Source organism: Streptomyces sp. NPDC001393 (assembly GCF_053597455.1).
On record NZ_JBSFIH010000023.1, the window covers coordinates 28,674 to 55,134 of the forward strand.

24 protein-coding genes are annotated in these 26,461 nt (G+C 72.0%); 14 read left to right on the forward strand and 10 right to left on the reverse strand.

Features of this window, described 5'->3' with window-relative positions; translation table 11 throughout:
* The first annotated feature begins 17 nt into the window (after window positions 1-17).
* Complete coding sequence (locus ACWC2T_RS23980; protein WP_450672389.1) at window positions 18-1,121, forward strand: WD40/YVTN/BNR-like repeat-containing protein; 1,104 nt, start codon at window positions 18-20, stop codon at window positions 1,119-1,121.
* Between the two features lie 60 nt (window positions 1,122-1,181).
* The gene (locus ACWC2T_RS23985) at window positions 1,182-1,520 is read left to right on the forward strand and encodes a plasmid stabilization protein (protein WP_450672390.1); all 339 of its coding nucleotides are present in this window, start codon (window positions 1,182-1,184) and stop codon (window positions 1,518-1,520) included.
* Between the two features lie 8 nt (window positions 1,521-1,528).
* On the opposite strand, the gene ACWC2T_RS23990 is transcribed toward ACWC2T_RS23985, so the two are convergent.
* A complete protein-coding gene (locus ACWC2T_RS23990) occupies window positions 1,529-1,825 on the reverse strand; it encodes a YciI family protein (RefSeq protein ID WP_450672391.1) in 297 nt (98 codons plus the stop codon).
* Window positions 1,826-1,886: 61 nt separating this feature from the next.
* Here ACWC2T_RS23990 and ACWC2T_RS23995 point away from each other — a divergent pair, with 61 nt between their 5' ends.
* Window positions 1,887-2,627: an endonuclease V gene (locus ACWC2T_RS23995; RefSeq protein ID WP_450672392.1), complete on the forward strand. Its 741-nt coding sequence runs from the start codon at window positions 1,887-1,889 to the stop codon at window positions 2,625-2,627.
* Here ACWC2T_RS23995 and ACWC2T_RS24000 read toward each other — a convergent pair.
* Together ACWC2T_RS24000 and ACWC2T_RS24005 are read right to left on the reverse strand one after the other, a co-directional pair.
* Window positions 2,591-2,779: a hypothetical protein gene (locus tag ACWC2T_RS24000; protein WP_450672393.1), complete on the reverse strand. Its 189-nt coding sequence runs from the start codon at window positions 2,777-2,779 to the stop codon at window positions 2,591-2,593. The genes ACWC2T_RS23995 and ACWC2T_RS24000 overlap by 37 nt on opposite strands.
* A 114-nt stretch (window positions 2,780-2,893) precedes the next feature.
* Window positions 2,894-4,093, reverse strand: a complete 1,200-nt coding sequence (locus tag ACWC2T_RS24005) for a saccharopine dehydrogenase family protein (RefSeq protein ID WP_450672394.1) — start codon at window positions 4,091-4,093, stop codon at window positions 2,894-2,896.
* A 366-nt stretch (window positions 4,094-4,459) separates the two neighbouring features.
* Here ACWC2T_RS24005 and ACWC2T_RS24010 point away from each other — a divergent pair, with 366 nt between their 5' ends.
* Genes ACWC2T_RS24010 through ACWC2T_RS24020 form a run of 3 tightly spaced genes read left to right on the forward strand, consistent with a single transcriptional unit; the run spans window position 4,460 to window position 9,121 of the window.
* The gene (locus ACWC2T_RS24010; RefSeq protein WP_450672395.1) at window positions 4,460-5,620 is read left to right on the forward strand and encodes a CaiB/BaiF CoA transferase family protein; all 1,161 of its coding nucleotides are present in this window, start codon (window positions 4,460-4,462) and stop codon (window positions 5,618-5,620) included.
* 43 nt (window positions 5,621-5,663) lie between these two features.
* On the forward strand, window positions 5,664-6,878 hold the full coding sequence (locus tag ACWC2T_RS24015) for an acetyl-CoA C-acetyltransferase (RefSeq protein WP_450672396.1): 1,215 nt from the start codon (window positions 5,664-5,666) through the stop codon (window positions 6,876-6,878).
* 50 nt (window positions 6,879-6,928) lie between these two features.
* The gene (locus ACWC2T_RS24020) at window positions 6,929-9,121 is read left to right on the forward strand and encodes a 3-hydroxyacyl-CoA dehydrogenase NAD-binding domain-containing protein (protein ID WP_450672397.1); all 2,193 of its coding nucleotides are present in this window, start codon (window positions 6,929-6,931) and stop codon (window positions 9,119-9,121) included.
* Here the strand turns inward: ACWC2T_RS24020 and ACWC2T_RS24025 are convergent.
* Window positions 9,107-9,844 carry a MerR family transcriptional regulator gene (locus ACWC2T_RS24025; protein WP_450672398.1) on the reverse strand — a complete coding sequence of 246 codons (738 nt, stop codon included), beginning with the start codon at window positions 9,842-9,844 and terminating at the stop codon, window positions 9,107-9,109. The genes ACWC2T_RS24020 and ACWC2T_RS24025 overlap by 15 nt on opposite strands.
* 234 nt (window positions 9,845-10,078) lie before the next feature.
* Between ACWC2T_RS24025 and ACWC2T_RS24030 the strand changes: the two genes are divergently transcribed.
* The 3 genes from ACWC2T_RS24030 to ACWC2T_RS24040 are packed head-to-tail and all read left to right on the forward strand — an operon-like array spanning window position 10,079 to window position 12,713.
* A complete protein-coding gene (locus ACWC2T_RS24030) occupies window positions 10,079-11,563 on the forward strand; it encodes an amino acid permease (RefSeq protein WP_450672399.1) in 1,485 nt (494 codons plus the stop codon).
* 42 nt (window positions 11,564-11,605) lie between these two features.
* Complete coding sequence (locus ACWC2T_RS24035) at window positions 11,606-11,767, forward strand: hypothetical protein (protein ID WP_450672400.1); 162 nt, start codon at window positions 11,606-11,608, stop codon at window positions 11,765-11,767.
* Window positions 11,768-11,795: 28 nt separating this feature from the next.
* On the forward strand, window positions 11,796-12,713 hold the full coding sequence (locus tag ACWC2T_RS24040; protein ID WP_450672401.1) for an adenosine kinase: 918 nt from the start codon (window positions 11,796-11,798) through the stop codon (window positions 12,711-12,713).
* A gap of 11 nt (window positions 12,714-12,724) precedes the next feature.
* Here ACWC2T_RS24040 and ACWC2T_RS24045 read toward each other — a convergent pair whose 3' ends face one another.
* Window positions 12,725-14,227, reverse strand: a complete 1,503-nt coding sequence (locus ACWC2T_RS24045) for a M1 family metallopeptidase (protein WP_450672402.1) — start codon at window positions 14,225-14,227, stop codon at window positions 12,725-12,727.
* A gap of 199 nt (window positions 14,228-14,426) precedes the next feature.
* Between ACWC2T_RS24045 and ACWC2T_RS24050 the strand changes: the two genes are divergently transcribed.
* A complete protein-coding gene (locus ACWC2T_RS24050; RefSeq protein WP_450672403.1) occupies window positions 14,427-16,403 on the forward strand; it encodes a Xaa-Pro dipeptidyl-peptidase in 1,977 nt (658 codons plus the stop codon).
* Window positions 16,404-16,517: 114 nt separating this feature from the next.
* Here ACWC2T_RS24050 and ACWC2T_RS24055 read toward each other — a convergent pair whose 3' ends face one another.
* Window positions 16,518-17,432 carry an FAD-dependent oxidoreductase gene (locus ACWC2T_RS24055; protein WP_450672480.1) on the reverse strand — a complete coding sequence of 305 codons (915 nt, stop codon included), beginning with the start codon at window positions 17,430-17,432 and terminating at the stop codon, window positions 16,518-16,520.
* A 101-nt stretch (window positions 17,433-17,533) separates the two neighbouring features.
* Between ACWC2T_RS24055 and ACWC2T_RS24060 the strand changes: the two genes are divergently transcribed.
* On the forward strand, window positions 17,534-18,565 hold the full coding sequence (locus ACWC2T_RS24060; protein WP_450672404.1) for an oxidoreductase: 1,032 nt from the start codon (window positions 17,534-17,536) through the stop codon (window positions 18,563-18,565).
* Window positions 18,566-18,716: 151 nt separating this feature from the next.
* Complete coding sequence (locus ACWC2T_RS24065) at window positions 18,717-20,357, forward strand: ABC-F family ATP-binding cassette domain-containing protein (RefSeq protein ID WP_450672405.1); 1,641 nt, start codon at window positions 18,717-18,719, stop codon at window positions 20,355-20,357.
* A gap of 122 nt (window positions 20,358-20,479) precedes the next feature.
* On the opposite strand, the gene ACWC2T_RS24070 is transcribed toward ACWC2T_RS24065, so the two are convergent.
* The 3 genes from ACWC2T_RS24070 to ACWC2T_RS24080 form a co-directional block, all read right to left on the reverse strand.
* Window positions 20,480-21,049: a DinB family protein gene (locus tag ACWC2T_RS24070; RefSeq protein ID WP_450672406.1), complete on the reverse strand. Its 570-nt coding sequence runs from the start codon at window positions 21,047-21,049 to the stop codon at window positions 20,480-20,482.
* Window positions 21,050-21,139: 90 nt separating this feature from the next.
* Window positions 21,140-23,527, reverse strand: a complete 2,388-nt coding sequence (locus ACWC2T_RS24075; RefSeq protein ID WP_450672407.1) for a Tex family protein — start codon at window positions 23,525-23,527, stop codon at window positions 21,140-21,142.
* A gap of 67 nt (window positions 23,528-23,594) precedes the next feature.
* Window positions 23,595-23,717, reverse strand: coding sequence for a hypothetical protein (locus tag ACWC2T_RS24080; RefSeq protein WP_450672408.1), 123 nt, complete (start codon window positions 23,715-23,717; stop codon window positions 23,595-23,597).
* A gap of 100 nt (window positions 23,718-23,817) precedes the next feature.
* Here ACWC2T_RS24080 and ACWC2T_RS24085 point away from each other — a divergent pair, with 100 nt between their 5' ends.
* The gene (locus ACWC2T_RS24085; RefSeq protein WP_450672409.1) at window positions 23,818-24,798 is read left to right on the forward strand and encodes a GlxA family transcriptional regulator; all 981 of its coding nucleotides are present in this window, start codon (window positions 23,818-23,820) and stop codon (window positions 24,796-24,798) included.
* A 193-nt stretch (window positions 24,799-24,991) separates the two neighbouring features.
* Window positions 24,992-25,627, forward strand: a complete 636-nt coding sequence (locus tag ACWC2T_RS24090; RefSeq protein ID WP_450672410.1) for a DJ-1/PfpI family protein — start codon at window positions 24,992-24,994, stop codon at window positions 25,625-25,627.
* Here ACWC2T_RS24090 and ACWC2T_RS24095 read toward each other — a convergent pair.
* A complete protein-coding gene (locus ACWC2T_RS24095; protein WP_450672411.1) occupies window positions 25,614-26,369 on the reverse strand; it encodes an enoyl-CoA hydratase/isomerase family protein in 756 nt (251 codons plus the stop codon). The two genes, ACWC2T_RS24090 and ACWC2T_RS24095, sit on opposite strands and share 14 nt — an antisense overlap.
* Window positions 26,370-26,461: the final 92 nt, after the last annotated feature.

Sequence of the window (26,461 nt, forward strand, 5' to 3'; positions counted from 1 at the left end):
GGCTAGCTTCGCCCGCCATGAGGCGCTTGGGGAGCACGCGACGCAGAGGACGCAACGGCAGACTGGTGGCGGCGGGGGTGGCGTGCGGGGCGGCGCTGGCCGCGCTGACCGTGCCCGCCGCCGAGGCAGGGCCCCTCGGGCAGGGGACCTTGCACTGGGCGCCGAAGAACCCGGGCACAGCGCAGGTCCGCTTCCGGGGCCTCGCGGCCGTGGACCGGCACACCGCCTGGCTGGCCGGTACCGGCGGCACGGTGCTGCGCACCACCGACGGCGGAGCGAGCTGGCGGAACGTCTCTCCGCCGGGCGCGGCCGATCTGCAGTTCCGGGATGTCGAGGCGTTCGACGCGCGGCACGCCGTGGTGCTGGCCATCGGCGAGAGCGAGGCCTCCCGCGTGTACCGCACCGAGGACGGCGGAGCGACCTGGACGGAGTCCTTCCGCAACACCGACCCGAAGGCGTTCTACGACTGCCTGGCCTTCTTCGACCGCCGGCACGGCCTGGCGATGAGCGATCCCGTGGACGGGAGGTTCCGCATCCTGTCCACGGGCGACGGCGGCCGCTCCTGGCAGGTGCTGCCCTCGGCGGGCATGCCACCTGCCCTGGACGGCGAGGCGGGCTTCGCCGCGAGCGGCCAGTGCCTGGTCACCTCGGGTCCGAAGGACGTCTGGCTGGCCACCGGTGGCGGCGCCCACGCGCGCGTGCTGCACTCCGCCGACCGCGGACTGACCTGGACGGCCGCCGACACACCGGTGCCGGCCGGCGATCCCGCCAAGGGCGTCTTCGCGCTCGCTTTCCGCGACCGCGCCCATGGCCTGGCCGTCGGTGGCGACTACCGCCCGGACCAGGCCTCGCCACAGGCCGCCGCGGTCACCGCCGACGGCGGTCGCACCTGGACCCCGGCCGCCACGCCGCCGCCCGCCTACCGCTCCGGGGCCGCCTGGCTGCCGCACAGCCGCACTGCCGCGCTGGCCGTCGGCCCCACCGGGACCGACCTGACCACCGACGCGGGCCGCACCTGGCGCACGATCGACACCGGCTCCTACGACACCGTGGACTGCACCCCGGACCTCAGTTGCTGGGCGGCCGGTGAACAGGGGAGGGTCGCGCGGCTGGAACGCTGAGGTGAGCGCCGGGAACCCGGGTACTCGTTGCGCGAGTGAAGCGAGAGAAAGGGAGCGATCATGCCCGCCGGTTCCAGCTCCAAGCGCGAGCGTCAGTACGAGCACATCAAGGAGAGCGCGCAGGACCGGGGCGAAAGCACCAAGCGCGCCAAGGAGATCGCCGCGCGGACCGTGAACAAGGAACGCGCCCGCTCCGGCGAGTCCAGGACCGCGAGCCGCAGCTCGACGCAGGACATGCCGTCCGGCAGGCGCGGCGGCCAGCGGTCGGGCAACCGGGCCGGCTCCCAGGGCCCGACGCGCGACCAGCTGTACAACGAGGCGAAGCAGCGCGGTATAGAGGGCCGTTCGCACATGAACAAGGGCGAGCTGCAGCGCGCGCTGAACGCCAAGAAGGGATGACCGGAGGATCAGTCCAGTGTCTGCCGGTGGCGGGCCAGCTCCGGTGCCGTCTTGGTGGCGATGAACTCCGTGATGCGGTAGGTGCACACGCCGCCGACGGCGAAGGGGTCGCCCGCCACGATCTCCTCGATCCGCGCCCGGTCCTCGGCGACGGCGAGGATCACCCCACCCTCCCGGGGGTTCTTGCGCCCGGAGGCGAGGAAGAAGCCCTTCTCGTACTGCTCCTCGAGCCACGCCACGTGGTCCGGCAGCAGCGTGTCGACGGCGTCGAGAGGTGCGGTGTAGGTCAGCTCCAGCACGAACATGATCGCGAGCGTACCCCCCGGCTCCGACAACAGGCCCCGGGACCGTACAGTTCAGGTCACCATGACGACCGTAGGCGTACCCGCGGGCTGGCCCGCGACCGAGGAAGAGGCTCGCGCGGTGCAGGACGAACTGCGCGGGCGGGTGGTGCTCGACGAGCGCGGACCCGAGGCCGGCACGGGCCGGGTCACCGGGGTCGACGTCGCCTACGACGACGAGCTCGACCTCGTGGCCGCGGCGGCCGTCGTGCTGGACGCCGTCACGCTGGACGTGGTGGCCGAGGCGACGGCCGTGGGCCGGGTCTCCTTCCCGTACGTGCCCGGCCTCCTCGCCTTCCGTGAGATACCGACCGTCCGGGCCGCCCTGGACCGGCTGCCCTGCCCGCCCGGCCTGGTCGTGTGCGACGGCTACGGTCTGGCCCATCCGCGTCGCTTCGGCCTCGCGAGCCACCTCGGCGTGCTCACCGGCCTGCCGTGCATCGGCGTCGCGAAGAACCCGTTCACCTTCACGTACGACGATCCGGAGCCGGTGCGGGGCGCATCCGCTCCGCTGCTCGCCGGGGACGAGGAGGTCGGGCGCGCGCTGCGCACCCGGGACGCCGTCAAACCCGTCTTCGTCTCCGTCGGCCACCGGGTGAGCCTGGACAACGCCGTCGCCCACACGCTGGCACTGACCCCGCGCTACCGGCTGCCGGAGACCACGCGCCGGGCGGACGCCCTGTGCCGCCGGGCGCTGCGGGAGGCGGCACGCAGCGCCGGAGGCGGGACTCAGGAGGCGACGACGCGCCAGGCGCCGACCTCCTGATACGCCGAGTCGTAGACGGCCGAGCCGTCTCCGGGCTCGAGGGCGTAGTGGTGGAGGTTCCCGCCCCAGTAGCGCAGGATGCGCCCCAGCTCGCCCGCGCGGTCCTGCGTCGGCGCGCCCTCGTCCACGGTCACTTCGAGCACGAACTTCATGCCTCTTCCGCCTCCTTCGGCCCTGCGTCCTGGGCTTCTATCGTTTCATTGAACGACCCTGTGAGACTTTTCCGATGATGACCGCAGGTGGCCCGGGCGTCGGCGGCGAAAGTCTCAAACGCGGGAGGAGGCGCCCGGGCCGGTGGCCGCGACCCGGAAGGTGATCCCCGCGGCGCGCAGCCGCTCGGTCAGGGCGTCCCCCATCGCCTGCGCCGTGGTGACCTGCCCGGCCGTCGGCGGGAGGTCGTCGAAGACCAGGCTGAGGGCCGCCTCGGCGAACATCTTCGCCGTCTCGTCGTAGCCGGGATCGCCGCCCGAGACCTCCGTGAACACCCGCCGCCCGCCGCCCTCGCCGACGAAGCGCACCGCGAACCGGCTCCGGGCCCGCTTCTCCGCGCTCGGGCCGTCCCCCGGCTGCAGCCGGCCCGACAACCAGCGCCGCGCGGGCGGCAGTTGGGCGGCCGCCAGCACCGCACCCACGGCGGCGACCCCGCCGACGGCCACCGGCAGGCGCTGTACCGCCGCGTAGTGGCGGTAGCGGAAGTCGGGGCCGTACCGGTCGAGCACCCTCGCCGAGCGGCGCACGATCTGCGGGTCGACGGTCGGCAGCGGCAGCGCCCATGCGCCGACCTCCTTGGCGAACCGGGGCACGCCCGTCGGCGCCGCGACCCGGCGTCCCATCAGCCGCGGCTCGTGCCGGCCTCGTTCGCGCGCCGCGGCCAGCAGCTGCCGGCCGCGGGCGAACTGGTTCAGCGCCGAGGCCAGGGTGCCGCCGGAGAAGGCCGCGTCGGCGGTCACGTATCCGTCCACGGTCAGCGGCACGCCCTCCGGCAGCTGCCGGACGGTGAAGTACACGCCCAGGTCATGGGGTACGGAGTCGAAGCCGCACGCGTGCACCAGGCGCGCGCCCGTCTCCCGCGCGCGTGCGTCGTGCCGGACGTACATCAGGTCCACGAACTCCGGCTCTCCGGTCAGGTCCAGGTAGTCGGTCCCGGCGTCCGCGCAGGCGGCGACCAGTTCCCCGCCGTACAGCACGTACGGCCCGACGGTCGTGGCGACCACGCGCGCGTGCCCGGCGAGGGCGCGCAGGGTCGCGGGTTCGGTCACGTCGGCCCGCAGCACGCCGACGTCCGCCCCGCCGGGCAGGCGCTCGCGCAGCCGCTCCAGCCTGCGCTCGTCACGACCGGCAACCGCCCAGAGGAGATCCTTCGGCGCGTGCGCGGCGAGATACTCCGCCGTGAGGGTGCCGACGAAGCCGGTGGCTCCGAAAAGCACGAGGTCGTAGGGACGGTCCGTCCTGTTCAGCCTGCTCATGACACCCCTTGGTCCAGCAGCCCGCGCCGCTGTCGGTGGCCGAGGCTAGCGTGAGGGGAGCGAGCGTGGACGACCAGCCCGGAGGCAGTGGTGGCCACAGCCAGGAACGGACCTGACAAAACGGGAGAAAGAGCGCGAGATCGCCGCGTGGACGACCGCAGCCACCCGCCGGACCGCATTGCCGGGCTCTGTGACGAGGCCGTCGGCGCGCCGCGGAGCAGCGGCCCCTCACCCTCCCGGGTGATCCGCGCCGAGCCGGGCACTTGGCTAAGCGCTTGCTCGTTGGGTCTTGTGTCCGGTGGAACGCGTTCTTAGCATCACCGGTGTTACATCAGTTGTGTCACACATGCTTTGGGGGCTGGACGCATGACGACGGCAGGGACGCCGGCGACGCCGGGCGGCGGGCCGCTCTCCGGCGTGCGCGTACTCGAGCTGGCCGGTATCGGTCCGGGCCCGTTCGCCGCCATGCTCCTCGCGGACCTGGGCGCGGACGTGGTCCGGGTGGACCGGCCGGGCGGCCCCGGCCTCGGCATCGACTCCGCGTACGACGTGACCAACCGCAACAAACGCTCGATCGTGGTCGACCTGAAGACACCGGACGGCTCCGCGCGCGTGCTGGACCTCGCCGAGCGGGCCGACATCCTCCTCGAGGGCTACCGCCCGGGCGTCGCCGAGCGCCTCGGCGTCGGCCCCGAGGAGTGCCACGCCCGCAATCCCCGCCTGGTCTACGGCCGCATGACCGGCTGGGGGCAGACCGGCCCGCTCGCCGACCGCGCGGGCCACGACGTGGCCTACATCGCGCTGACCGGCACCCTCGGCATGACCGGCCGCCCGGACGAGCCCCCGGTCTTCCCCGCCAACCTGCTCGGCGACTACGCGGGCGGCTCCCTCTACCTGGTCGTCGGCGTCCTCGCCGCCCTGCACCACGCGCGCGTGACGGGCACCGGACAGGTCGTCGACGCCGCCATCGTGGACGGCACGGCCCACCTCTCGACGATGATCCACGGCATGCTCGCGGCCGGCGGCTGGCAGGACCGGCGCGCCGCCAACCTCCTCGACGGCGGCTGCCCCTACTACGGCACCTACGAGACCGCCGACGGCAAGTACATGGCCGTCGGCGCCCTGGAGGGCCGGTTCTACGCGGAGTTCCTGCGGCTGCTCGGCCTGGACGACCTGGCACCGGCCCACAAGGACGTCAGCCGCTGGGACGAGCTGCGCGAGCGCGTCGCCGCCCGCTTCAAGTCCCGCACCCGGGACGAGTGGACGGCGCTCTTCGAGGGAACCGACGCCTGTGTGGCGCCCGTGCTGTCCCTGCGCGAGGCCCCGCATCACCCGCACCTGGCCGCCCGCGGCACCTTCACCGACCACGCCGGCATCACCCAGCCGGCCCCCGCCCCCCGCTTCTCCGTCACCCCCACGAGCGTCCGTACCGGCCCCGCCCTGCCGGGCGCCGATACAGAGGCGGTGGCGCGGGACTGGGGGATACCCGCACCCGTGAACGACGCCCCGGTCACCGACGCCGACTGACCCGGCCCACCCCGCTCGGCCCACCCTCCCGAAAGGCACACCAGTGAGCACCGAAGCGTACGTGTACGACGCGATCCGCACCCCGCGCGGCCGCGGCAAGGCGAACGGCGCCCTGCACGGCACGAAGCCCATCGACCTGGTCGTCGGCCTCATCCACGAGATCCGCGACCGCTTCCCCGGCCTCGACCCCGCCGCCGTCGACGACATCGTGCTCGGTGTCGTCGGGCCGGTCGGCGACCAGGGCTCCGACATCGCCCGGATCGCCGCGATCGCCGCCGGACTGCCCGACACGGTCGCCGGCGTGCAGGAGAACCGCTTCTGTGCCTCGGGCCTTGAGGCCGTCAACCTGGCCGCGGCCAAGGTCCGCTCCGGCTGGGAGGACCTGGTCCTCGCGGGCGGTGTGGAGTCCATGTCCCGGGTGCCGATGGCCTCCGACGGCGGCGCCTGGTTCAACGACCCGATGACCAACCTCGAGGTCAACTTCGTCCCGCAGGGCATCGGCGCCGACCTGATCGCCACGATCGAGGGCTTCACCCGCCGGGACGTCGACGAGTACGCGGCCCTGTCCCAGGAGCGCGCCGCCACCGCCTGGAAGGAGGGCCGCTTCGACCGCTCGGTCGTCCCCGTGAAGGACCGCAGCGGCCTGGTCGTCCTCGACCACGACGAGCATCCGCGCCCCGGCACCACCGCCGACTCCCTCGCGAAGCTCAAGCCGTCGTTCGCGGACATCGGCGAACTCGGCGGCTTCGACGCCGTCGCGCTGCAGAAGTACCACTGGGTGGAGAAGATCGACCACGTCCACCACGCGGGCAACTCCTCCGGCATCGTGGACGGCGCCTCGCTCGTCGCGATCGGCTCGAAGGAGGTCGGCGAGCGCTACGGCCTCACCCCGCGCGCGCGGATCGTCTCCGCCGCCGTCTCCGGCTCCGAGCCGACCATCATGCTCACCGGCCCCGCCCCCGCCACCCGCAAGGCCCTTGCCAAGGCCGGTCTCACCATCGACGACATCGACCTGGTCGAGATCAACGAGGCGTTCGCCGCGGTCGTGCTGCGCTTCGTCAAGGACATGGGTCTGTCGCTGGACAAGGTCAATGTCAACGGCGGCGCCATCGCCCTCGGTCACCCGCTCGGCGCGACCGGCGCGATGATCCTCGGCACCCTCGTGGACGAACTGGAGCGCCAGGACAAGCGCTACGGCCTGGCCACCCTGTGCGTCGGCGGTGGTATGGGCATCGCCACCATCGTCGAGCGCATCTGAACTCCCCGCGGAATCACGAGACTTCCGAGACCTCAACGGAGACGACTGTCATGACCGAGAGCACCACCATCCGCTGGGAGCAGGACGACACCGGTGTCGTCACCCTCGTCCTGGACGACCCCCACCAGTCCGCGAACACCATGAACCAGGCCTTCCGGGCCTCCATCACGGCCGTCGCCGCCCGTGCGGAGGCCGAGAAGGACTCCATCCGCGGCATCATCTACACCTCCGCCAAGAAGACCTTCTTCGCCGGCGGCGACCTCAAGGACATGATCAAGGCCGGTCCCGAGGACGCCCAGCAGGTCTTCGACACCGCGACCGAGATCAAGAACGCGCTGCGCCGCATCGAGACCCTCGGCAAGCCGGTCGTCGCCGCCATCAACGGCGCGGCCCTCGGCGGCGGTTACGAGATCGCGCTCGCCTCCCACCACCGCATCGCCCTGGACGCCCCCGGCTCCAAGATCGGCCTGCCCGAGGTCACGCTCGGCCTGCTGCCCGCGGGCGGTGGCGTCACCCGGACCGTACGCCTGGTGGGCATCACGGACGCGCTGCTGAAGGTGCTGCTGCAGGGCACCCAGTACAACCCCCGCCGGGCCCTGGAGAACGGCCTGGTCCACGAGGTGGCCGAGACTGTGGAGGAGATGCTGGCCAAGGCCCGCGCCTTCATCGACGCCCACCCGGAGTCGCACCAGCCCTGGGACGTCCCGGGCTACAAGATCCCGGGCGGCACCCCCGCCAACCCGAAGTTCGCCGCCAACCTGCCCGCGTTCCCGGCCAGTCTGCGCAAGCAGACGAACGGCGCCCCCTACCCGGCCCCGCGCAACATCATGGCCGCGGCCGTCGAGGGCTCCCAGGTCGACTTCGAGACCGCGATCACCATCGAGACCCGCTACTTCACCGAGCTGGTCACCGGTCAGACCGCCAAGAACATGATCCAGGCGTTCTTCTTCGACCTGCAGGCCGTCAACTCCGGCGCCAACCGCCCGAAGGGCATCGAACCCCGCCCGGTCCGCAAGGTCGCCGTCCTCGGCGCGGGCATGATGGGCGCGGGCATCGCCTACTCCTGCGCCCGCGCGGGCATCGACGTCGTCCTGAAGGACGTCTCCCTGGAAGCGGCGACCAAGGGCAAGGGCTACTCCGAGAAGCTGTGTGCCAAGGCCGTCGCCAAGGGCCGTACCAGCCAGGAGAAGGCGGACGCGCTGCTGGCCCGGATCACGCCCACCGCCGAGGCCGCCGATCTCGCGGGCTGCGACGCGGTGATCGAGGCCGTCTTCGAGGACACCACGCTCAAGCACAAGGTGTTCCAGGAGATCGAGTCCGTCGTCGCCCCGGACGCCCTGCTGTGCTCCAACACCTCCACCCTGCCGATCACCACCCTCGCCGAGGGCGTGCAGCGCCAGGCCGACTTCATCGGACTGCACTTCTTCTCCCCGGTCGACAAGATGCCGCTGGTGGAGATCATCAAGGGCGAGCGCACCGGCGACGAGGCCCTGGCCCGCGCCTTCGACCTGGTCCGGCAGATCAACAAGACGCCGATCGTGGTGAACGACTCCCGGGGCTTCTTCACCTCCCGGGTGATCGGCCACTTCATCAACGAGGGCGTCGCGATGGTCGGTGAGGGCATCGAGCCCGCCTCCGTGGAGCAGGCCGCCGCCCAGGCCGGCTACCCGGCCAAGGTGCTCTCCCTCATGGACGAGCTGACCCTCACCCTCCCGCGCAAGATCCGGGGCGAGACCAAGCGGGCCGTGGAGGAGGCGGGCGGCACCTGGACCGCGCACCCGGCCGAGGCGGTCATCGACCGCATGGTCGACGAGTTCGGCCGCCCCGGCCGCAGCGGCGGCGCCGGCTTCTACGACTACACCGAGGACGGCAAGCGGGCCGGGCTCTGGCCGGGCCTGCGCGAGCACTTCACCAAGCCCGGATACCAGATCCCCTTCCGGGACATGCAGGAGCGGATGCTCTTCTCCGAGGCGCTCGACACCGTACGCCTCCTGGAGGAGGGCGTCCTGACCTCGGTCGCCGACGCCAACATCGGCTCGATCCTCGGCATCGGATTCCCCGGCTGGACCGGCGGCGTCCTGCAGTACATCAACGGCTACGAAGGCGGTCTGCCCGGCTTCGTGGCTCGCGCGCGGGAACTCGCCGAGGCCTACGGCGAGCGCTTCAGCCCGCCCGCGCTGCTTGTTGAGAAGGCGGAGAAGGGCGAGAAGGGGGAGCCGTTCAGCGACTCAGTCCGTTCGTGACCCGGGCTCGGTCCCTTCCGGTCCGGTGACCCACTGGCTCAGCTCTTCCCGCAACGAGCGCTGGAACGTCGTCAGCAGCGCCTGCACCACCAGAGGGTGCATGTGCGCCGACAGGGACTTCACGTCCCGGGCGTCACGCTCCGCCACCTCGCCGCGGAAGAGCTGGGAGAGCTCGTGGGCCGCGGCGCGCGAGTGCTCGACGAGCACCTTGCGCGCCGCGAGGATCGCCTCCTGCGACAGCGGTACGTCGAGCAGCTGCACGCCGAGCCGCAGCAGCCCGGAGTCGACCCGGAAGGTGTCACCCTCGGCGCCCTCCACCGCCATGACGACGTTCATCGCCGTCAGCCGCTCCACGTCCTCGGCGGCGAGCGGCCGTCCGGCGCGCCGCTGAAGCTCCTCCCGCGACACGGTGTCGACCGCGTCCGGCGCCCAGGACGCGACCACCGCACGGTGGATCGCCAGGTCGTGCGGGGAGAGGTCGGCAGGCAGCTGCCTGAGGTAGCGCTCGATCGCCGCCAGGGTCATGCCCTGCTGCTGCAACTCCTCGATCAGGGCGAGCCGCGCCAGATGGTCCGGCCCGTAGTGCCCCACCCGGCGCGGGCCGATCACCGGGGGCGGCAGCAGACCCCTGCTGCCGTAGAACCGGACGGTGCGCACCGTGACGCCCGCCCGGGCGGCCAGCTCGTCGATGGTGAGGGGCGTGTCCCCGGCATCGGTCGTCATGTGCAGCAGTATCGCTGTCTCACCAATGGTGTGAAACCTCGGGTGAACGTCGTGTGGACGCTGGGTTGATCATGTGAGAAGTAACGCTGTGTGACATGGGCCACCGCGTAGGAATGATTCTTTCTGGGAAGCTGCTGGCTTGGTCTGTGCCGCGACTCGACAGGGTGGTGCGGACCGATCCCTGCACGACCCCCGGGCCCACGAGGCCCGGGCGCACCAGGAAGTGAACCACCCGTGAGCAAGGACGCCGTGGAATCGGCACAGGCCACCGCCCGCACCGAGGCGGCCCAGGCGGACCGGACGCCCGCGGACGCGGGCGACGCCGGTTACAGCAAGGACCTCAAGGCCCGCCACGTCAACATGATCGCCATCGGTGGCGCCATCGGCACCGGACTCCTCCTCGGCGCCGGCGGCCGCCTGCACAACGCGGGCCCGGCCCTCGCCCTGGCCTACCTGGTCTGCGGCGTCTTCGCCTTCTTCGTCGTCCGGGCCCTGGGTGAGCTGGTGCTGTACCGCCCCTCCTCCGGGTCCTTCGTGTCCTACGCCCGTGAGTTCCTCGGCGAGAAGGGCGCCTACGTCGCCGGCTGGATGTACTTCCTGAACTGGTCGACCACCGGCATCGCCGACATCACCGCGATCGCGCTCTACACGCACTACTGGAGCATGTTCACCAGCATTCCCCAGTGGGTGCTCGCCCTGATCGCCCTCGCGGTGGTCCTGGCCGTGAACCTGATCTCGGTGAAGATCTTCGGCGAGATGGAGTTCTGGTTCGCGATCATCAAGGTCGCCACCATCGTCGGCTTCATGCTGATCAGCATTTTCCTGCTCGCCACCCAGCACAAGGTCGGCGGCCACACCCCCGGTCTGACCGTCATCAGCGACCACGGCGGCTTCTTCCCGCACGGCGCGATGCCGGTCGTCCTGGTCATGCAGGGCGTGATCTTCGCCTACGCCGCCCTGGAGCTGGTCGGTGTCGCCGCCGGCGAGACCGCCGAGCCGGAGAAGGTCGTCCCCCGCGCGGTCAACTCGATCATGTGGCGTGTGGGCCTGTTCTACGTCGGCTCGGTCGTGCTGCTCGCCCTGCTGCTGCCCGGCTCGGTCTACTCCGCCGACGAGAGCCCGTTCGTCACGGTCCTGTCCAAGATCGGCGTCCCGGCGGCCGGTGACGTGATGAACCTGGTCGTGCTGACCGCCGCCATGTCCTCGCTGAACTCCGGCCTGTACTCCACCGGCCGCATCCTGCGCTCCATGGCCATGGCCGGCTCCGCCCCGAAGTTCACCGCCCGCATGAACCGCAACCAGGTGCCCTACGGCGGCATCCTGCTGACCTGCGCGGTCTGCGTGCTGGGCGTCGGCCTGAACTACCTGGTGCCCAGCCAGGCCTTCGAGATCGTGCTGAACGTCGCCTCCCTCGGCATCATCAGCACGTGGGTGATCATCATGCTCTGTCACATGATCTTCGTCCGCCGCGCCCGCGCCGGCCTCGCGACCCGACCGCACTTCCAGCTGAAGTTCAGCCCGGTCACCGAGATCGCCACGATCGCGTTCCTGCTGGTCTGCCTCGGCATGATGTGGAACGACCCCGACGTGGGCCGCAAGACCATCCTGCTGATCCCGGTGATCGCCGTCATGCTGGTCGCCGGCTGGTTCGGCGTGCGCCGCCGGGTGTCGAAGAACACCGACCGCGAGCTGACGGAGCTGTCCAGCTCCACGAAGTAGCAGCACAGCGCCACTGTCAGTGGCATCGCCTACGGTGGCGTCATGTCCGAGATCACATATCTCCGGGGTGACGCCACCGGTCAGGTGCGCGCCCTGAAGGGGCGCGGGGAACTGCGCGACCAGCCACGTACGGCCCGCAGATCCCCACTGCGCGGAGGCCCCGCAGCGCCAGACTCCCGCCCCACCGGGCGGAGCGCGCCGTGACGGTGTACGACCACGGAGAGGGCGGCGGATGAGCTCCCACACCCCTGCGACGGACGTCCTCGTGCTGGGCGGAGCCGGCGTGGACACGATCATCCACGTCCCCGAGCTGCCCCTCCCGTACGCCGACAGCTACATGATCGACTCCGGGATCCGCACCCGGGCCGGGCAGACCGGCGACTTCGTCGCCCTGGGCCTTTCCGCACTCGGCCTGCGCACCCACCACCTCGACCTGCTCGGCGACGACCCCGAGGGCGACCTCGTGCGGGCCCTGCACCGCGAGCACGGCATCGCACTGACCGCACTCCCACAGCCCGCCGGCACCAAGCGGGCCGTCAACCTCGTCGGCCCCGACGGCCGCCGCCTGTCCCTCTACGACACCAGCCGCGCCCGCCCCGGCGACCGCTTCCCGCCCGAGCTGCTGCGCATGCTGGCCGGTGCGAGCCGCCACGTCCACGTGACCATCACCCAGCCCTGCGCCGAGGCCCTGCCGGTGCTGGCCGCGACGGGCGTCCCCCTGTCCACGGATCTGCACGACTGGGACGGGGAGAACCCCTACCACGAGCCGTTCGCATACGCGGCGGACGTGGTCTTCCTGTCGGCCGCGGCCCTCACCGACCCGGAGCGGACGATGCGGCGCATCACCGAGCGGGGCAGGGCCCAGGTGGTCGTCGCCACCGCCGGAGCCGAGGGCGCGTATCTGCTCGCCGACGGCGAGCTGACCCGGGTGCCCGCGGCGTTGCCGCCCGCGCCGGTCGTGGACTCCAACGGCGCGGGCGACGCCTTCGCCGCCGCGTTCCTCTACGGCCGCCTCGCCGGCGAGCCGCCCGAGACCTGCGCCCGCTACGGCGCGACAGCGGGCGCGTACGCCTGCACCGTCCCGGCCTCCCGAGCGGAGTCGATAGGCCGGGACGAGTTGCTCGGACGGGCGACGGAACCGAGACGCTAGACCGGCCCGGGTCAGTGCGCGTGCGTGTCGTGGATGTCGTTCGTCGCCTCGATCTTCTTCCATGACTTCGGCTGGGTCACGGCCCCGTCCGCCTTCGTCACGGACGCGACGCGAGCCGCGGGCGCGGCCGGCTTGGACGGCTGGAACAGCCAGGTGTCGAACAGCGCCGCGAGAGGCTTGCCGGACACCTGCTCGGCGTACTTCTGGAAGTCGGCCACCGAGGCGTTGCCGTACGCGTGCTCCTGCGGCCAGCCCTTCAGGATGCGGAAGAACGCGTCGTCACCGACCTCGTTGCGCAGCGCCTGGACGGCGAGGGCTCCGCGATCGTAGACGGCGATGTCGAACTGGTTGTCCGGGCCCGGGTCGCCGGGCTTGACCGTCCAGAACGCGTCGTCGGCCGGATGGGAGGCGTACACATAGTCGGCGAGTTGCTGCGTGGTGCCCTCGCCCTCGTGCTCCGACCACAGCCACTGCGCGTACCGGGCGAAGCCCTCGTTGATCCAGATGTCCTTCCAGCCCTTCAGCGACACGTCGTCGCCGTACCACTGGTGGGCCAGCTCGTGCACGACCACCGAGGTGTTGGAGCCGTTCGCGAACTGCTTCGGGCTGTAGTAGACGCGGGTCTGGGTCTCCAGCGCGTACCCGGTGGTGGTGTTCGGCACGTATCCGCCGGCCGTGCTGAACGGATACGGCCCGAAGTAGCCGCTCAGCCAGTCGACGATCTCCCCGGTGCGCTCCACGCTCGCCCGCGCGGCCCCGTCGTTGTCACCGAGGTCCTTGCTGTAGGCGTTGATGACCGGAACACCGCCCTCGGAGGTGCTCGTGGTGATGTCGAACCTGCCGATGGCGAGAGTGGCCAGATAGGTCGCCTGCGGCTTGTTCTGCCGCCAGGTGTAGCGGGTCCAGCCCAGCTTCGAACTGGTCGACTGCAGCGTGCCGTTGGAGATCGCCTGGGTGCCGTCCGGCACCGCCACCGACACGTCGTAGGTGGCCTTGTCGCTCGGGTGGTCGTTGCTCGGGAACCACCACCAGGCGGCCTCGGGCTCGTCGGCGGCCACCGCGCCGTCCGGCGTGCGGTGCCAGGTGTTGAAGCCGTAGGCGCTCTTCGTCGACGGCACCCCGCTGTAGCGGACCACGACCGTGATCGGCGTGCCCTGGGCCAGCGGCGTCTTCGGCGTGATCACCAGCTCGTGCTGCTGGGAGTGCGTGAAGGCGGCCTTGGCGCCGTTGACCCGCACCTCGCTCACGTCCAGCAGGAAGTCCAGGTCGAAGCTGGACAGGTCCTGCGTGGTCCTCGCCAGGATCGTCGCCGTGCCCTGCAACTCGTCCGTCTTCGGCTGGTACTGCAGCCTCAGGTCGTAGTGCGAGACGTCGTAGCCGCCGTTGCCGTAGTACGGGTAGTAGGGGTCGCCGATGCCCGGCGCGCCGGGGGAGAAGCTCGCGGCCGATGCCGGGATCGCCAGCAGAAGGGAGGCCGCCGCGAGTGCGCCCGGCGCGATGATTCTGCGGTGCACGTCAGCTCCAAGTCGTAGGGGGTGCAAGTCCGTTCGGAAACTCCGTCGGTGAACGCTGTTCGGAGCCTATTCAGTCCCTGTGGCCCCTCACCTGTCCATGGCCCCCGCTGTCACACGATCGCCATTCAGCCGTCATGTGCCCGCGGAGTGCCGCAAAGCCACCTTCTGCAGCAGGAGTTCACCGGAGTACCGTCCGCGCATGCCGATTAGCACCCTTGTCCGCACGCGTTCCACGATCTGGAGAGCGCTCGCGAGCGCGGTCGTCGTCATCCTGACGGCCGCCTTCCTCACCCCGTCCGCCGCACAGGCCGCCACCGGCCCGAGCCGATCACCGCACGAGAGCCGGCCCGTCTACTCCTACGCCCACGCCGTCCGCGAGTCCGTCTGGGTGGACACCGGTCTCGACGAGGACGGTGACGGCAGGACCGACCGCGTCGCCGCCGACATCGTCCGGCCCGCCGAACCCGCCCGCCAGGGCCGCAAGGTGCCCGTCATCATGGACGCCAGCCCCTATTACTCCTGCTGCGGTCGCGGCAACGAGAGCCAGGTCAAGACCTACGACGCGCAGGGACACGTCGTGCAGATGCCGCTGTTCTACGACAACTACTTCGTGCCCCGCGGCTACGCGTTCGTCGGCGTCGACCTCGCCGGCACCAATCGCTCCGACGGCTGCGCCGATGTCGGCGGCCGCTCCGACATCCAGTCCGCGAAGGCCGTCATCGACTGGCTGAACGGCCGCGCCAAGGCGTACACGAGCCGGACCGGGACGAAGACCGTCCGAGCCACCTGGACCGACGGCCGGACCGGAATGATCGGCAAGAGCTGGGACGGCACGATCGCCAACGGCGTGGCCGCCACCGGCGTCAAAGGCCTGAAGACCGTCGTCCCGATCAGCGCCATCTCCTCCTGGTACGACTACTACTTCGCCCAGGGCGCCCCGCTCTACGACGGCGGCCCCGACCAGCTGGCCGGTTACGTGGAGAGCGACGCGGCGCACGCCCACTGCGCGGCCGTACAGAAGAAACTCGCCGACGGCAGCCCGCGCAGCGGCGACTGGACCCCGCTGTGGACCGAGCGGGACTACGTCAAGGACGCGGCCAAGGTGCGCGCCAGCGTGTTCCTGGTGCACGGCATGCAGGACCTCAACGTCCGCACCAAGCACTTCGGCCAGTGGTGGGACGCCCTCGCCCAGCACGGTGTGCGGCGCAAGATCTGGCTGTCCCAGACCGGGCACGTCGACCCGTTCGACTACCGGCGCGGCGCCTGGGTGGACACCCTGCACCGCTGGTTCGACCATGAACTCCTCGGCTACGACAACGGCATCGACCGCGAGCCCATGGCCGACATCGAACGCCATCCCGACCAGTGGGTCACCTCCCGCGTCTGGCCGCCGCAGACCACCCGTACCACCGTCCTCCACCCGTCTCCCGGCACCCGGGCGGGCGTCGGCACGCTCGGTCTGCGCGCCGCCGCCGGCACCGAGGGCTTCACCGACGACCCGAAGCTGAGCGAGACCGACTGGGCGGCCCACCTCACCACGCCGACCCCCGAGAAGGCGGGCTTCCTCACCGCACCCCTCACCCGCGAACTGCGCCTGTCCGGCTCGTCCACGGTGACGGTGACCGCGACGTCGACCACAACCTCCGCCCACCTGTCCGCCGTCCTCGTCGACCTCGGTCCGGACACCATCCGCGACTACGCCGACGGCGGCGAGGGCATCACCACCCGCACCAACCGCACCTGCTGGGGCGAGAGCACCGCCGGCGACAGTGCCTGCTTCAAGGAGACGGCGGCCAAGACGGCCAAGGTCGACTACACCGTGTTCAGCCGCGGCTGGGCCGACCTCGGCCACTACGCCTCGCTCGGCAAGGGCGTCCCGCTCACCCCGGGCAAGCCGTACACGATGACTCTGCGTCTCGCGGCGACCGACCACGTCGTCCCCAAGGGGCACCGGCTGGCGCTGATCATCGCGGGCACGGACAAGGACCTGATCGACCCGCCGTCGACGAAGCCGGCCCTGACGGTCGATCTGTCCGGTACGACGGCGAGCCTTCCGCTGGTCGGCGGCGCGCCGGCGTTCGCCCGGGCCACGTCGGGTACGGCGACTACGGCCCCCGTGCCGACGGTCTTGAACGGCGTCCGCGCACCGCGCGCGGGTGAACACGTTCCGATGTAGTCGTTGCGCGGCTCGGGCCGTCGGTCGGGTGCAGGCTTGCTCGGGCCGCCGGTCGGGTGCGGGCTCGGGGTGGGCTGCTCGCGCAGTTCCCCGCGCCCTTACGGGGCGCGGCAGTCAGGTGGCCGGGAACGCCAACCCGGCCGCCTCCCGGGCACAGCCCCACGCCACGGTGATCCCAGCCCCGCCATGGCCGTAGTTGTGCACCAACGCGCGTCCGCCGGGCAGCGGCTGCCTCTCCAGACGCACCGCGTCCCGGGCCGGCCGCAGCCCCACCCGGTGGTCCAGCACCCGCGCCTGGGCGATCTCCGGCCGGACCGCCGCGCACCGGGCCACGATCGCCCTGGCGGTGGCCGGGTCCGGCTCCAGGGACCAGTCGTCCTCCTCCGCCGTACCACCGAGCAGCAGGCCGCCCGGCTGCGGGATGAAGTAGGTGGAGGCGGCGGAGGAGTGGTCGACGGCGGTGAACCAGGTGCTGATCCCCGGGTTCGCCACGACCACCAGCTGCCCGCGCACCGGACGCACCGCCGGGTCCGGCACCAGCGAACGCGCGCCCAGGCCCGTGCAGTTGACCACGACCGGCGCGGGCACCGCGGCGAGGTCCGTCACCTCGCGCGCCTCGACCACGCCTCCCGCCTTCGCCAGCCGCTCCCGCAGCCACGCCAGATGCACCGGCATGTCGATCACCGGCAGCCGCGCCGCGAGACCGCCGCCCGCCGCCCGCAGTCCCGGCACCCGGCCCGCCCAGGTGCCCAGTTCGTCCAGCCGGGTCCCTTGGTGTACGCCGTCGACCAGGCGTACGCCCGTCTCCTCCGGCCGGTGCGCCAACTCCTCGTACACGGCGAGGGACGCGAGCGCCCACGCACCCACCAGGGGCTCGGGTTCGATGCGGTACGGCCACCACAGGCCGCCCGCGACCGCCGAGGTCGTACGTTCGGCGGGCTCCCGCGCCCACACCCGCACCCGGCGCCCGGACTCCGCCAGGACCACGGCCGTCGTCAGCCCGGCGACCCCGCTCCCGACCACGATCACTTCGTCACTCGGCTCGCTGTCCACGCCAGGACGATAGGCCCTGTCCGGACGACTCTGTCATGCTGCGCTCACATCGGTGCCTCTGTGGGGATACTCACAGCATGTCTGCCGCATACGCGACCTTCGACCTGGCACCGGCGATCCGCGCCGGCGGTGTGCTCGCCGACGGCGGCTACCAGGTCCACCGCGACTTCGTCGACTTCGTCGTGGACGGCCGTCCATTGCTCTTCCGGCTGTCCGACCTGGACGCCGTCTCCCCGCTCGCCTCGGACGTCCCGCCCGCCATCTTCACCGCGCAGGTGCGCGCACTGCTCCTGGAGGCCGAACCGCCGCTCCCCGACGGCCGGTTCGTCATCTACGGCTGCCCCGAGTGCGAGGACCTGGGCTGCGGGGCGGTCACCGCCGTCATCGAGCGCGACGGCGAGGACTACATCTGGCGGGACTTCGCCTGGCAGACGGACGAACACGCCGACCTCCAGCTGAACGGCTACCACGGCATAGGGCCGTTCCGCTTCCAGGGCGCCGAGTACCGAGCCGCACTCGGCGCCCTGATGGAGGGCTCCGCCGCGCCCCGCCGCCGCGTTCTGCTGATCGGTGCCCGGGTCGCGGTCCTCGCCAAGCTGGCCGCCGCGCTGCGGACCATCGGCATCGGCGCCGACATCACCCAGGACGCCCGGACCGTCCCCGCCGAGGAACTGCGCGGTTACGGCGCGGTCGCCTTCGGCCGCGCGGTCGACGAGCAGGAACGAGCCGCCGTGGTCGAGGCGTTCGAGCGCGCCGGGGTCGACATCGCCCGCGTGGACGGCCTGGCCCCGATCGTGCCACTGCTGGTCGCCCAGATCGAGCACGCTCTCGACCGCAGCCCGCTCCCGCAGCGCCGGCTGGTGGGGCTGACCGCAGCCGGAAGCAGCGCGGACGTCGAGGTCACCTCGGCGTGCCGGGTACGGATCACCGCCTACCGCCTCGACCGGCTCTACCGCACCCACACCCGCGAGGTGTTCGACGGCGTCCTGGAGCCCGGCCGGCACCGCGTCCCGTTGGACCCGCGGGCGGTCAAGGGAGAGGCATACCTCGTGGCCCGCACGACAGGAGGAGTACGCACGGCGCCGGTCACCGGCGGAAGACGGAGCTGAGATGGGGGCCCACTGGAAAACGGGGCCGCCCCCACCCGGGGCGTGAGATGTGTGGCCGGCTCACCGGGGAACCGGGGAGCTGGGATGGGGGGCCGGCCAGGGGGAAATGGTGCTGAGGTGCTGTGCCGGGGCCGTTAGGATCGGCGTCCTGATGACTGCCACCCTCGTCGCCAAGGACCTCGCCGCCGGGCACGGCGACCGCTCCCTCTTCTCCGGGCTGGACCTCGTCGTCGCGCCCGGCGACGTGATCGGTCTCGTCGGTGCCAATGGCGCGGGCAAGTCCACCCTGCTGAAGCTGCTCGCCGGACTCACCCCGCCCGAACAGGGCGAGCTGAGGCTGTCCCCGCCGGCCGCGACCGTCGGACATCTGCCGCAGGAGCCGGAGCGCAGGCCGGGGGAGACCGTCCGGGAGTTCCTGGCCCGCCGCACGGGTGTCGCCGAGGCCCAGCGCGTCATGGACGAGGCAACGCAGGCACTCGTGGACGGGGCATCCGGCGCCGACGACGCCTACGCGACCGCACTGGAGCGCTGGCTCGGCCTCGGCGGCGCCGATCTGGACGAGCGCGCGGAGGACGTCGCCGACTCACTTGGTCTCGCCGTGGACCTGGACCAGCCGATGACCTCGCTGTCCGGCGGCCAGGCGGCCCGCGCCGGGCTCGCCTCGCTCCTGCTGTCCCGGTACGACGTCTTCCTTCTCGACGAGCCCACCAATGACCTCGACCTCGACGGCCTGGAGCGCCTGGAACGGTTCGTCACCGGCCTGCGCGCCGGCACGGTCGTCGTCAGCCACGATCGCGAGTTCCTCACCCGCACGGTCACCAAGGTCCTCGAACTCGACCTGGCCCAGCGGCAGATCAACCTCTACGGCGGCGGCTACGACGCCTATCTGGAGGAGCGCGAGGTGGCCCGTCGGCACGCGCGCGAGGACTACGAGGAGTACGCCGACAAGAGAGCCGCTCTCCAGGAGCGCGCGCAGACGCAGCGGGCCTGGATGGACAAGGGTGTGAAGAACGCCCGGCGCAAGGCCGGCAACGACAACGACAAGATCGGCCGCAAGTTCCGCAGCGAGGCCAGCGAGAAGCAGGCGGCCAAGGCACGGCAGACCCAGCGCATGATCGAGCGCCTGGAGGCGGTCGAGGAGCCGCGCAAGGAGTGGGAACTGCGCATGGAGATCGCCGCCGCCCCGCGCTCCGGCGCGGTCGTGGCGACCCTGCGGGACGCCGAGGTCCGGCGCGGCGACTTCACCTTCGGGCCGGTGTCCCTGCAGATCGACTGGGCGGACCGGGTCGCGGTCACCGGGGCCAACGGCGCCGGAAAGTCCACCCTGCTGGGCGTGCTGCTCGGCCGTGTCCCGCTCGACTCGGGGCACTCGGCGCTCGGCTCCGGCGTCCTGGTCGGCGAGGTCGACCAGGCCCGGGGGCTCTTCCACGGCCCCGAGGCCCTGCTGGACGTGTTCTGCGCGGCCGTCCCCGACACCGAGCCGGTCGACGTCCGCACCCTGCTCGCCAAGTTCGGCCTGAAGTCCGACCACGTCCTGCGCCCCGCCGCGACCCTCTCCCCGGGCGAACGCACCCGCGCCGCCCTGGCGTTGCTCCAGGGCCGGGGAGTGAACCTCCTCGTCCTGGACGAGCCGACGAACCACCTCGACCTGCCCGCCATCGAACAGCTGGAGTCCGCCCTCGACTCCTACGAGGGCACCCTGCTCCTGGTCACCCACGACCGGCGCATGCTGGACGCGGTCCGGGTGACCCGGCGGCTGGAGGTGGCGGACGGGAAGGTGGCGGAGCGGTAGCGCTCCGCCGGGGGCCCGCGATGTGCCGTCGTTCGTCCGGCACCGTCGTGGCTGGTCGCGCCCACGCGGCGGGGCCGCGTACAGATCCGGCCCCCGGCCTCTTCGGGGCACTGCCTGCCGGCTCACGAGTGGCGCGCGGCGGCCTCCTTCGCCGCTCGCTCGACCCGGCCGAGGTGCTCCGGGTCGTGCGGCGCGACATTCGGGCCGTCCGGCCGCTGCCCCACCGCCCCGTCGATCAGCTCCCGCACGATGTCGGCGTGGCCGGCGTGCCGCTGGGTCTCGGCGATCATGTGGGTCAGGCTCCGGTGCAGCGTCGTCTCCTTCGGCGCGCCCGGCACCCGGCCGAGCGTGTCCAGGGGCAGCGCCGCGATCGTCTCGTCCGAGTGGGCGCAGGCCCGCCGGTACAGGCCGACGATGTCCTCACGGGACTCGTCGGCCCGCGCCCACAGGTCGGCGTCCGGCTCCGCGGCGCCGCCGATCCACAACGCCGTACCGGCGAAGGGCCGGCCGAAGGCCGTGCCGAAGTACAGCGCCTCGGCGCCGGCCAGGTGCTTGACCAGGCCCAGCAGGTTGGTGCCGGTGGGCGTGAGGGGGCGCCGGATGTCGTACTCCGGCAGGCCGTCCAGCTTCCACACCAGCACGTCGCGGGCGTCCTGGAGATACACCCGGAGGTCGTCCTTGAGATCCGTCATGGAGGAAAGTCTCTCGGTCCGGGGATCGGTGCCGCTCGGACTTTTCCGTGCGCCGGGGGCCGGGGCCGCGTGGCTCCGGCCCCCGGTCGGTCAGCGCTTCTTCGGGTCCAGCAGGCCCGCGCGGCGCAGTGCGTCGGCCATCGCGCTGTTGGCGGGCGGCGCGGCCTGACGGCCGCCCCGGTCGCCGCCGCGGCCCTCACGCCGGCCCTGGCCGCCGCCCTGCCGCTGCTGGGGCGGCCGCGGGCCGCCGCCGCGCTGCTGCCGGCCGCCGCCCTGTCCCTGCGGCGCGGCCTCGTCGTCCAGACGCAGGGTCAGCGCGATCCGCTTGCGCGGGATGTCCACGTCGAGGACCTTCACCTTGACGATGTCACCGGGCTTGGCGACATCGCGCGGGTCCTTGACGAACGTCCTGGACATCGCCGAGACATGCACCAGGCCGTCCTGGTGGACACCGACGTCGACGAACGCGCCGAACGCGGCCACGTTCGTCACCACGCCCTCCAGGATCATCCCGGGGGACAGGTCGGAGATCTTCTCCACGCCCTCCTTGAAGGTGGCCGTCCTGAACGCGGGACGCGGGTCGCGGCCCGGCTTCTCCAGCTCCTTCAGGATGTCCGTCACGGTCGGCAGACCGAACGTGCCGTCCACGAAGTCGGCAGGCTTCAGGGAGCGCAGCACACCGGTGTTGCCGATGAGGGAGGCGACCTCCTGGCCGGTGGTCTTCACCATGCGGCGGACCACCGGGTAGGCCTCGGGGTGCACGCTGGAGGCGTCCAGCGGGTCGGCGCCGCCGCGGATGCGTAGGAAGCCCGCGCACTGCTCGTACGCCTTCGGGCCGAGCCGCGCCACCTTCTTCAGCTCCCCGCGGGAGGTGAACGGGCCGTTGGCGTCCCGGTGCGCCACGATGTTCTCGGCGAGACCGGAGGAGATGCCCGACACCCGCGACAGCAGCGGCACGGACGCCGTGTTGACGTCCACGCCGACGCCGTTCACACAGTCCTCCACGACCGCGTCCAGCGAGCGGGACAGCTTCACCTCGGACAGGTCGTGCTGGTACTGGCCGACGCCGATGGACTTCGGGTCGATCTTCACCAGCTCGGCCAGCGGGTCCTGCAGCCGCCGGGCGATGGAGACGGCGCCGCGCAGCGACACGTCCATGTCCGGCAGCTCCTGCGAGGCGTACTGCGAGGCCGAGTACACCGACGCGCCCGCCTCGGACACCATCACCTTGGTGAGCTTCAACTCCGGGTGCCTGGTGATCAGTTCGCCGGCGAGCTTGTCGGTCTCGCGGGAGGCCGTGCCGTTGCCGATCGCGATCAGCTCCACCGCGTGCTCCTTCGCGAGCCGGGCCAGCTTGGCGAGGGCCTCGTCCCACTTGTTCGCCGGGACGTGCGGGTAGATCACGTCCGTGGCGACGACCTTGCCGGTCGCGTCGACCACGGCGACCTTCACGCCCGTACGGAAACCGGGGTCCAGGCCCAGCGTCGCGCGCGTGCCGGCCGGGGCGGCCAGCAGCAGGTCGCGCAGGTTCGCCGCGAAGACGTTCACCGCCTCGTCCTCGGCGGCCGTCCGCAGCCTGAGGCGCAGGTCGATGCCGAGGTGGACGAGGATGCGGGTGCGCCAGGCCCAGCGGACCGTGTCCGTCAGCCACTTGTCGGCGGGGCGGCCCCGGTCGGCGATCCCGAACCGGCGCGCCACGATTCCCTCGTACGAGGACGGACCCTCCGTGGGCTCCTCGGGCTCCAGGACGAGGTCCAGGACCTCCTCCTTCTCCCCGCGCAGCATCGCCAGGATCCGGTGCGAGGGCAGCTCGGTGAACGGCTCCGCGAAGTCGAAGTAGTCGGCGAACTTCGCGCCCGCCTCCTCCTTGCCCTCCCGCACCTTCGCGGCCAGCCGCCCGCGCACCCACATGCGCTCGCGCAGCTCACCGATCAGGTCGGCGTCCTCCGAGAACCGCTCGGTGAGGATGGCCCGCGCGCCCTCCAGGGCGGCCTGTGGGTCGGCGACGCCCTTGTCGGCGTCCACGAACGCGGCGGCAGCCGCCAGCGGCTCCACCGTCGGGTCGCCCAGCAGGCCCTCGGCCAGCGGCTCCAGGCCCGCCTCGCGCGCGATCTGCGCCTTGGTGCGCCGCTTGGGCTTGTACGGGAGGTAGATGTCCTCCAGCCGCGCCTTGGTCTCGGCACCGCGGATACGGGCCTCCAGCTCCGCGGTCAGCTTGCCCTGCTCGCGCACCGACTCCAGGATCGCGGTCCGCCGCTCCTCCAGCTCCCGCAGATAGCGCAGCCGCTCCTCGATCGTGCGCAGCTGCGCGTCGTCGAGCATCTCGGTCGCTTCCTTGCGGTAGCGGGCGATGAAGGGCACCGTCGAACCGCCGTCGAGCAGTTCCACCGCGGCCTTCACCTGCCGCTCCCGTACGCCGAGTTCCTCGGCGATCCTGCCTTCGATGGATCCTGCTTCGATGGACCCGGGTGTCGTCACGATCCCGTACCGCCTTCTCCACTGAGGTTGCGCGGCAATTGTGGCAGGTGACACCGACAACCGGGGATCAGGGCGGCACCCCGGCGGGCCGCCCGTCGTTTCTCGGGCCCGGCTCCCGCCCGCGCTCGACGAGGTCCCGCCCGAACGGCCGGGCCACGGCCCGGAACGGCAGCGCGGCCACTGTGGCCACGGCTCCGGGTGACTCAGCGACCGGCTCCCATGCCCTGATGGCAGAAAAGGTGGGAAACACGTCATTGCAGCCATGCACCCGGCGGCGAAGAATCGAGGCCATGACGCAGCGCATCGAGGGCAGGGCTCGGCGAACCCTCCTCTTCGTCCTCTTCGACGGCGTCCAGAGCCTCGACGTCACCGGGCCGCTCGAGGTGTTCACGGGCGCCGAGAAGCACACGCCGGGCACGTATCGGATCCGTACGGCCTCCCTGGACGGCGGCCCGGTGCGCACCTCCAGCGGCCTGACCGTCGTACCCGACGAGGCGCTCACCGCTGCCGCCGACCCGCACACCCTGCTGGTGCCCGGCGGCGAGGGCACGCGCGATCCCGATCCGCGGCTGATCGCCTGGCTGCGCGAGCGCGGACCGCGCGTCCCGCGTCTGGTCTCGGTGTGCACGGGCGCCATCCCGGTCGCCGCCGCCGGTCTCCTCGACGGCCGCCGGGCGACGACCCACTGGGCCTACTGCGACAAGCTCGCCCGGGACCACCCGGCGGTCGCCGTGGATCCGGAACCCATCTACGTCCGGGACGGGCCCGTCGCCACCTCGGCCGGGGTCACCTCCGGCATCGACCTGGCCCTCGCCCTGGTCGAAGAGGACCTGGACCGGGACGTCGCGCTCGCCGTCGCCCGGCACCTGGTGGTCTTCCTGCGCCGGCCCGGCAACCAGGCGCAGTTCAGTGCTCAGCTCGCCGCGCAGACCGCGCAGCGCGCACCGCTGCGGGAGGTCCAGCGCTGGATCACCGAGCATCCGGCGGGCGACCTGACCGTCGATGCGCTCGCCGCCCGCGCCCGCCTTTCCCCGCGCCACTTCGCGCGTGCCTTCCGGGAGGAGACCGGCATGACCCCCGGCCGGTACGTCGACCGGGTCCGCCTGGAACACGCCCGCCGCCTGCTGGAGGACACCCGCGACACCATCGAGGAGGTCGCACGCGCCAGCGGCTACGGCACCCCCGAGGCCATGCGACGCGCCTTCGTGAAGACCCTCGGCACGGCCCCGGCCGAGTACCGCCGCCGCTTCCGCCCGGCCATGACCCACTGATTCCGGGCGCTGGTGCTGCTCACCGTGATTGCCGACTGATTCCCGGCCGCCGACGATCGTGAGCGCTCACGCCCCCGCCGCGCGCCGCCGCCTCGCCCACTGAACCCCGTCAGCCCTCGTCACGGCTTCCGCCCCGCTGTCGCCCGTTGGGACTCGCCGGGCGACGCCGTTTCGATCACCGAAGGGACACGCCATGCAGATCGCCATCGTCGTCTACGACCGGTTCACCGCCCTCGACGCCGTCGGCCCGTACGAGATCCTCTCCCGCCTTCCCGGTGCCGAGACCGTGTTCGTCGCCGAGCGCACCGGTCCCGTGCGTACCGACACCCGGGCGCTCGGAGTCGTCGCCGACCGGTCGCTCGGCGAGGTCACGCGCCCCGACATCGTGGTCGTACCGGGCGGGCCGGGTCAGAGCGGGCTGATGGAACACCGGCCTCTGCTGGACTGGCTTCGCGTCGTCGACGCCACCAGCACATGGACGACCTCGGTGTGCACGGGCTCGCTGCTGCTGGCCGCCGCAGGCCTCCTCGACGGGCGCCGCGCGACCTCGCACTGGCTGGCGCTCGACCAGCTGAAGCGGTTCGGCGCCGAGCCGGCGCAGGAGCGGGTGGTGTCGGACGGGAAGTACGTCACCGCAGCCGGTGTCTCCGCCGGCATCGACATGGCCCTCACTCTGTCCGGCCGCATCGCCGGTGACGAGCACGCCCAGGCCGTCCAACTCGCCACGGAGTACGACCCGCAGCCGCCCTACGCCGCCGGGGCCCCGCACAAGGCCCCCGCCCACCTCGTCGAGCGGTTGCGTGCTCGGAGCCGCTTCATCCTGACGTAGCCACGTTCCACGTGAAGCGCGGCTGCCGGCGCTCCAGGAACGCGGCGACCCCTTCCGAGGTGTCGGGATTGCCGCGGGCCTGCTGCGCCCAGTGGGCGTCCCGGTCGGTACGGCCGGCCGCGAACTCCTTCGCGGCGGCCTGGGTGAGCTGGGAGCGGGAGACCAGGATCCGGGCCAACTCCGCGACTCGCTTGCCCAGTTCGCCCTCCGGCAGCACCTCGTCCACCAGTCCGGTGGCCAGCGCCCGGCCGGAGTCGATCAACTCAGCCGTGAACAACAGGTACTTGGCGGTGGCCGGACCCACCAGCGACACCAGCCGGCGGGTCGAGGAGGCCGGATAGACGATGCCGAGCCGCGCCGGCGTCACCCCGAACAGCGCGCCCTCCTCCGCCAGCCGTAGGTCGCAGGCCGCGGCGAGCTGTGCCCCGCCGCCCACGCAGTGTCCGCGCACGGCGGCCACGCTCGGCTTGGGGAACGCGGCGAGCGCCTGCTCGGCGGCCACGGCGAGTCCCTGCGCCTCCTCCGGGGAGCCCTGGAGCGTGCTGATGTCCGCGCCCGCGCAGAAGGTCCCGCCCTCACCGGTGAGCACCAGCGCCCGTACGCCGGGGTCGCGCGCCAACTCCTGAAGCAGCGGCGGCAGGGCCCGCCACATCGCGGCGGTCATGGCGTTGCGCTTGGCCGGGTTGCGGATGACGACGGTGGCGACAGCGCCTTCGATGCGGTGCGACAGCTGGGGCTCCATGCGCGGATCGTATCGGGGGCTCCGGTCGGTACGGAGAGCGCGGGTCGGCAGATGCGGTGCGTTACGAAACCCGGCCAATGGGGACAAAAAGG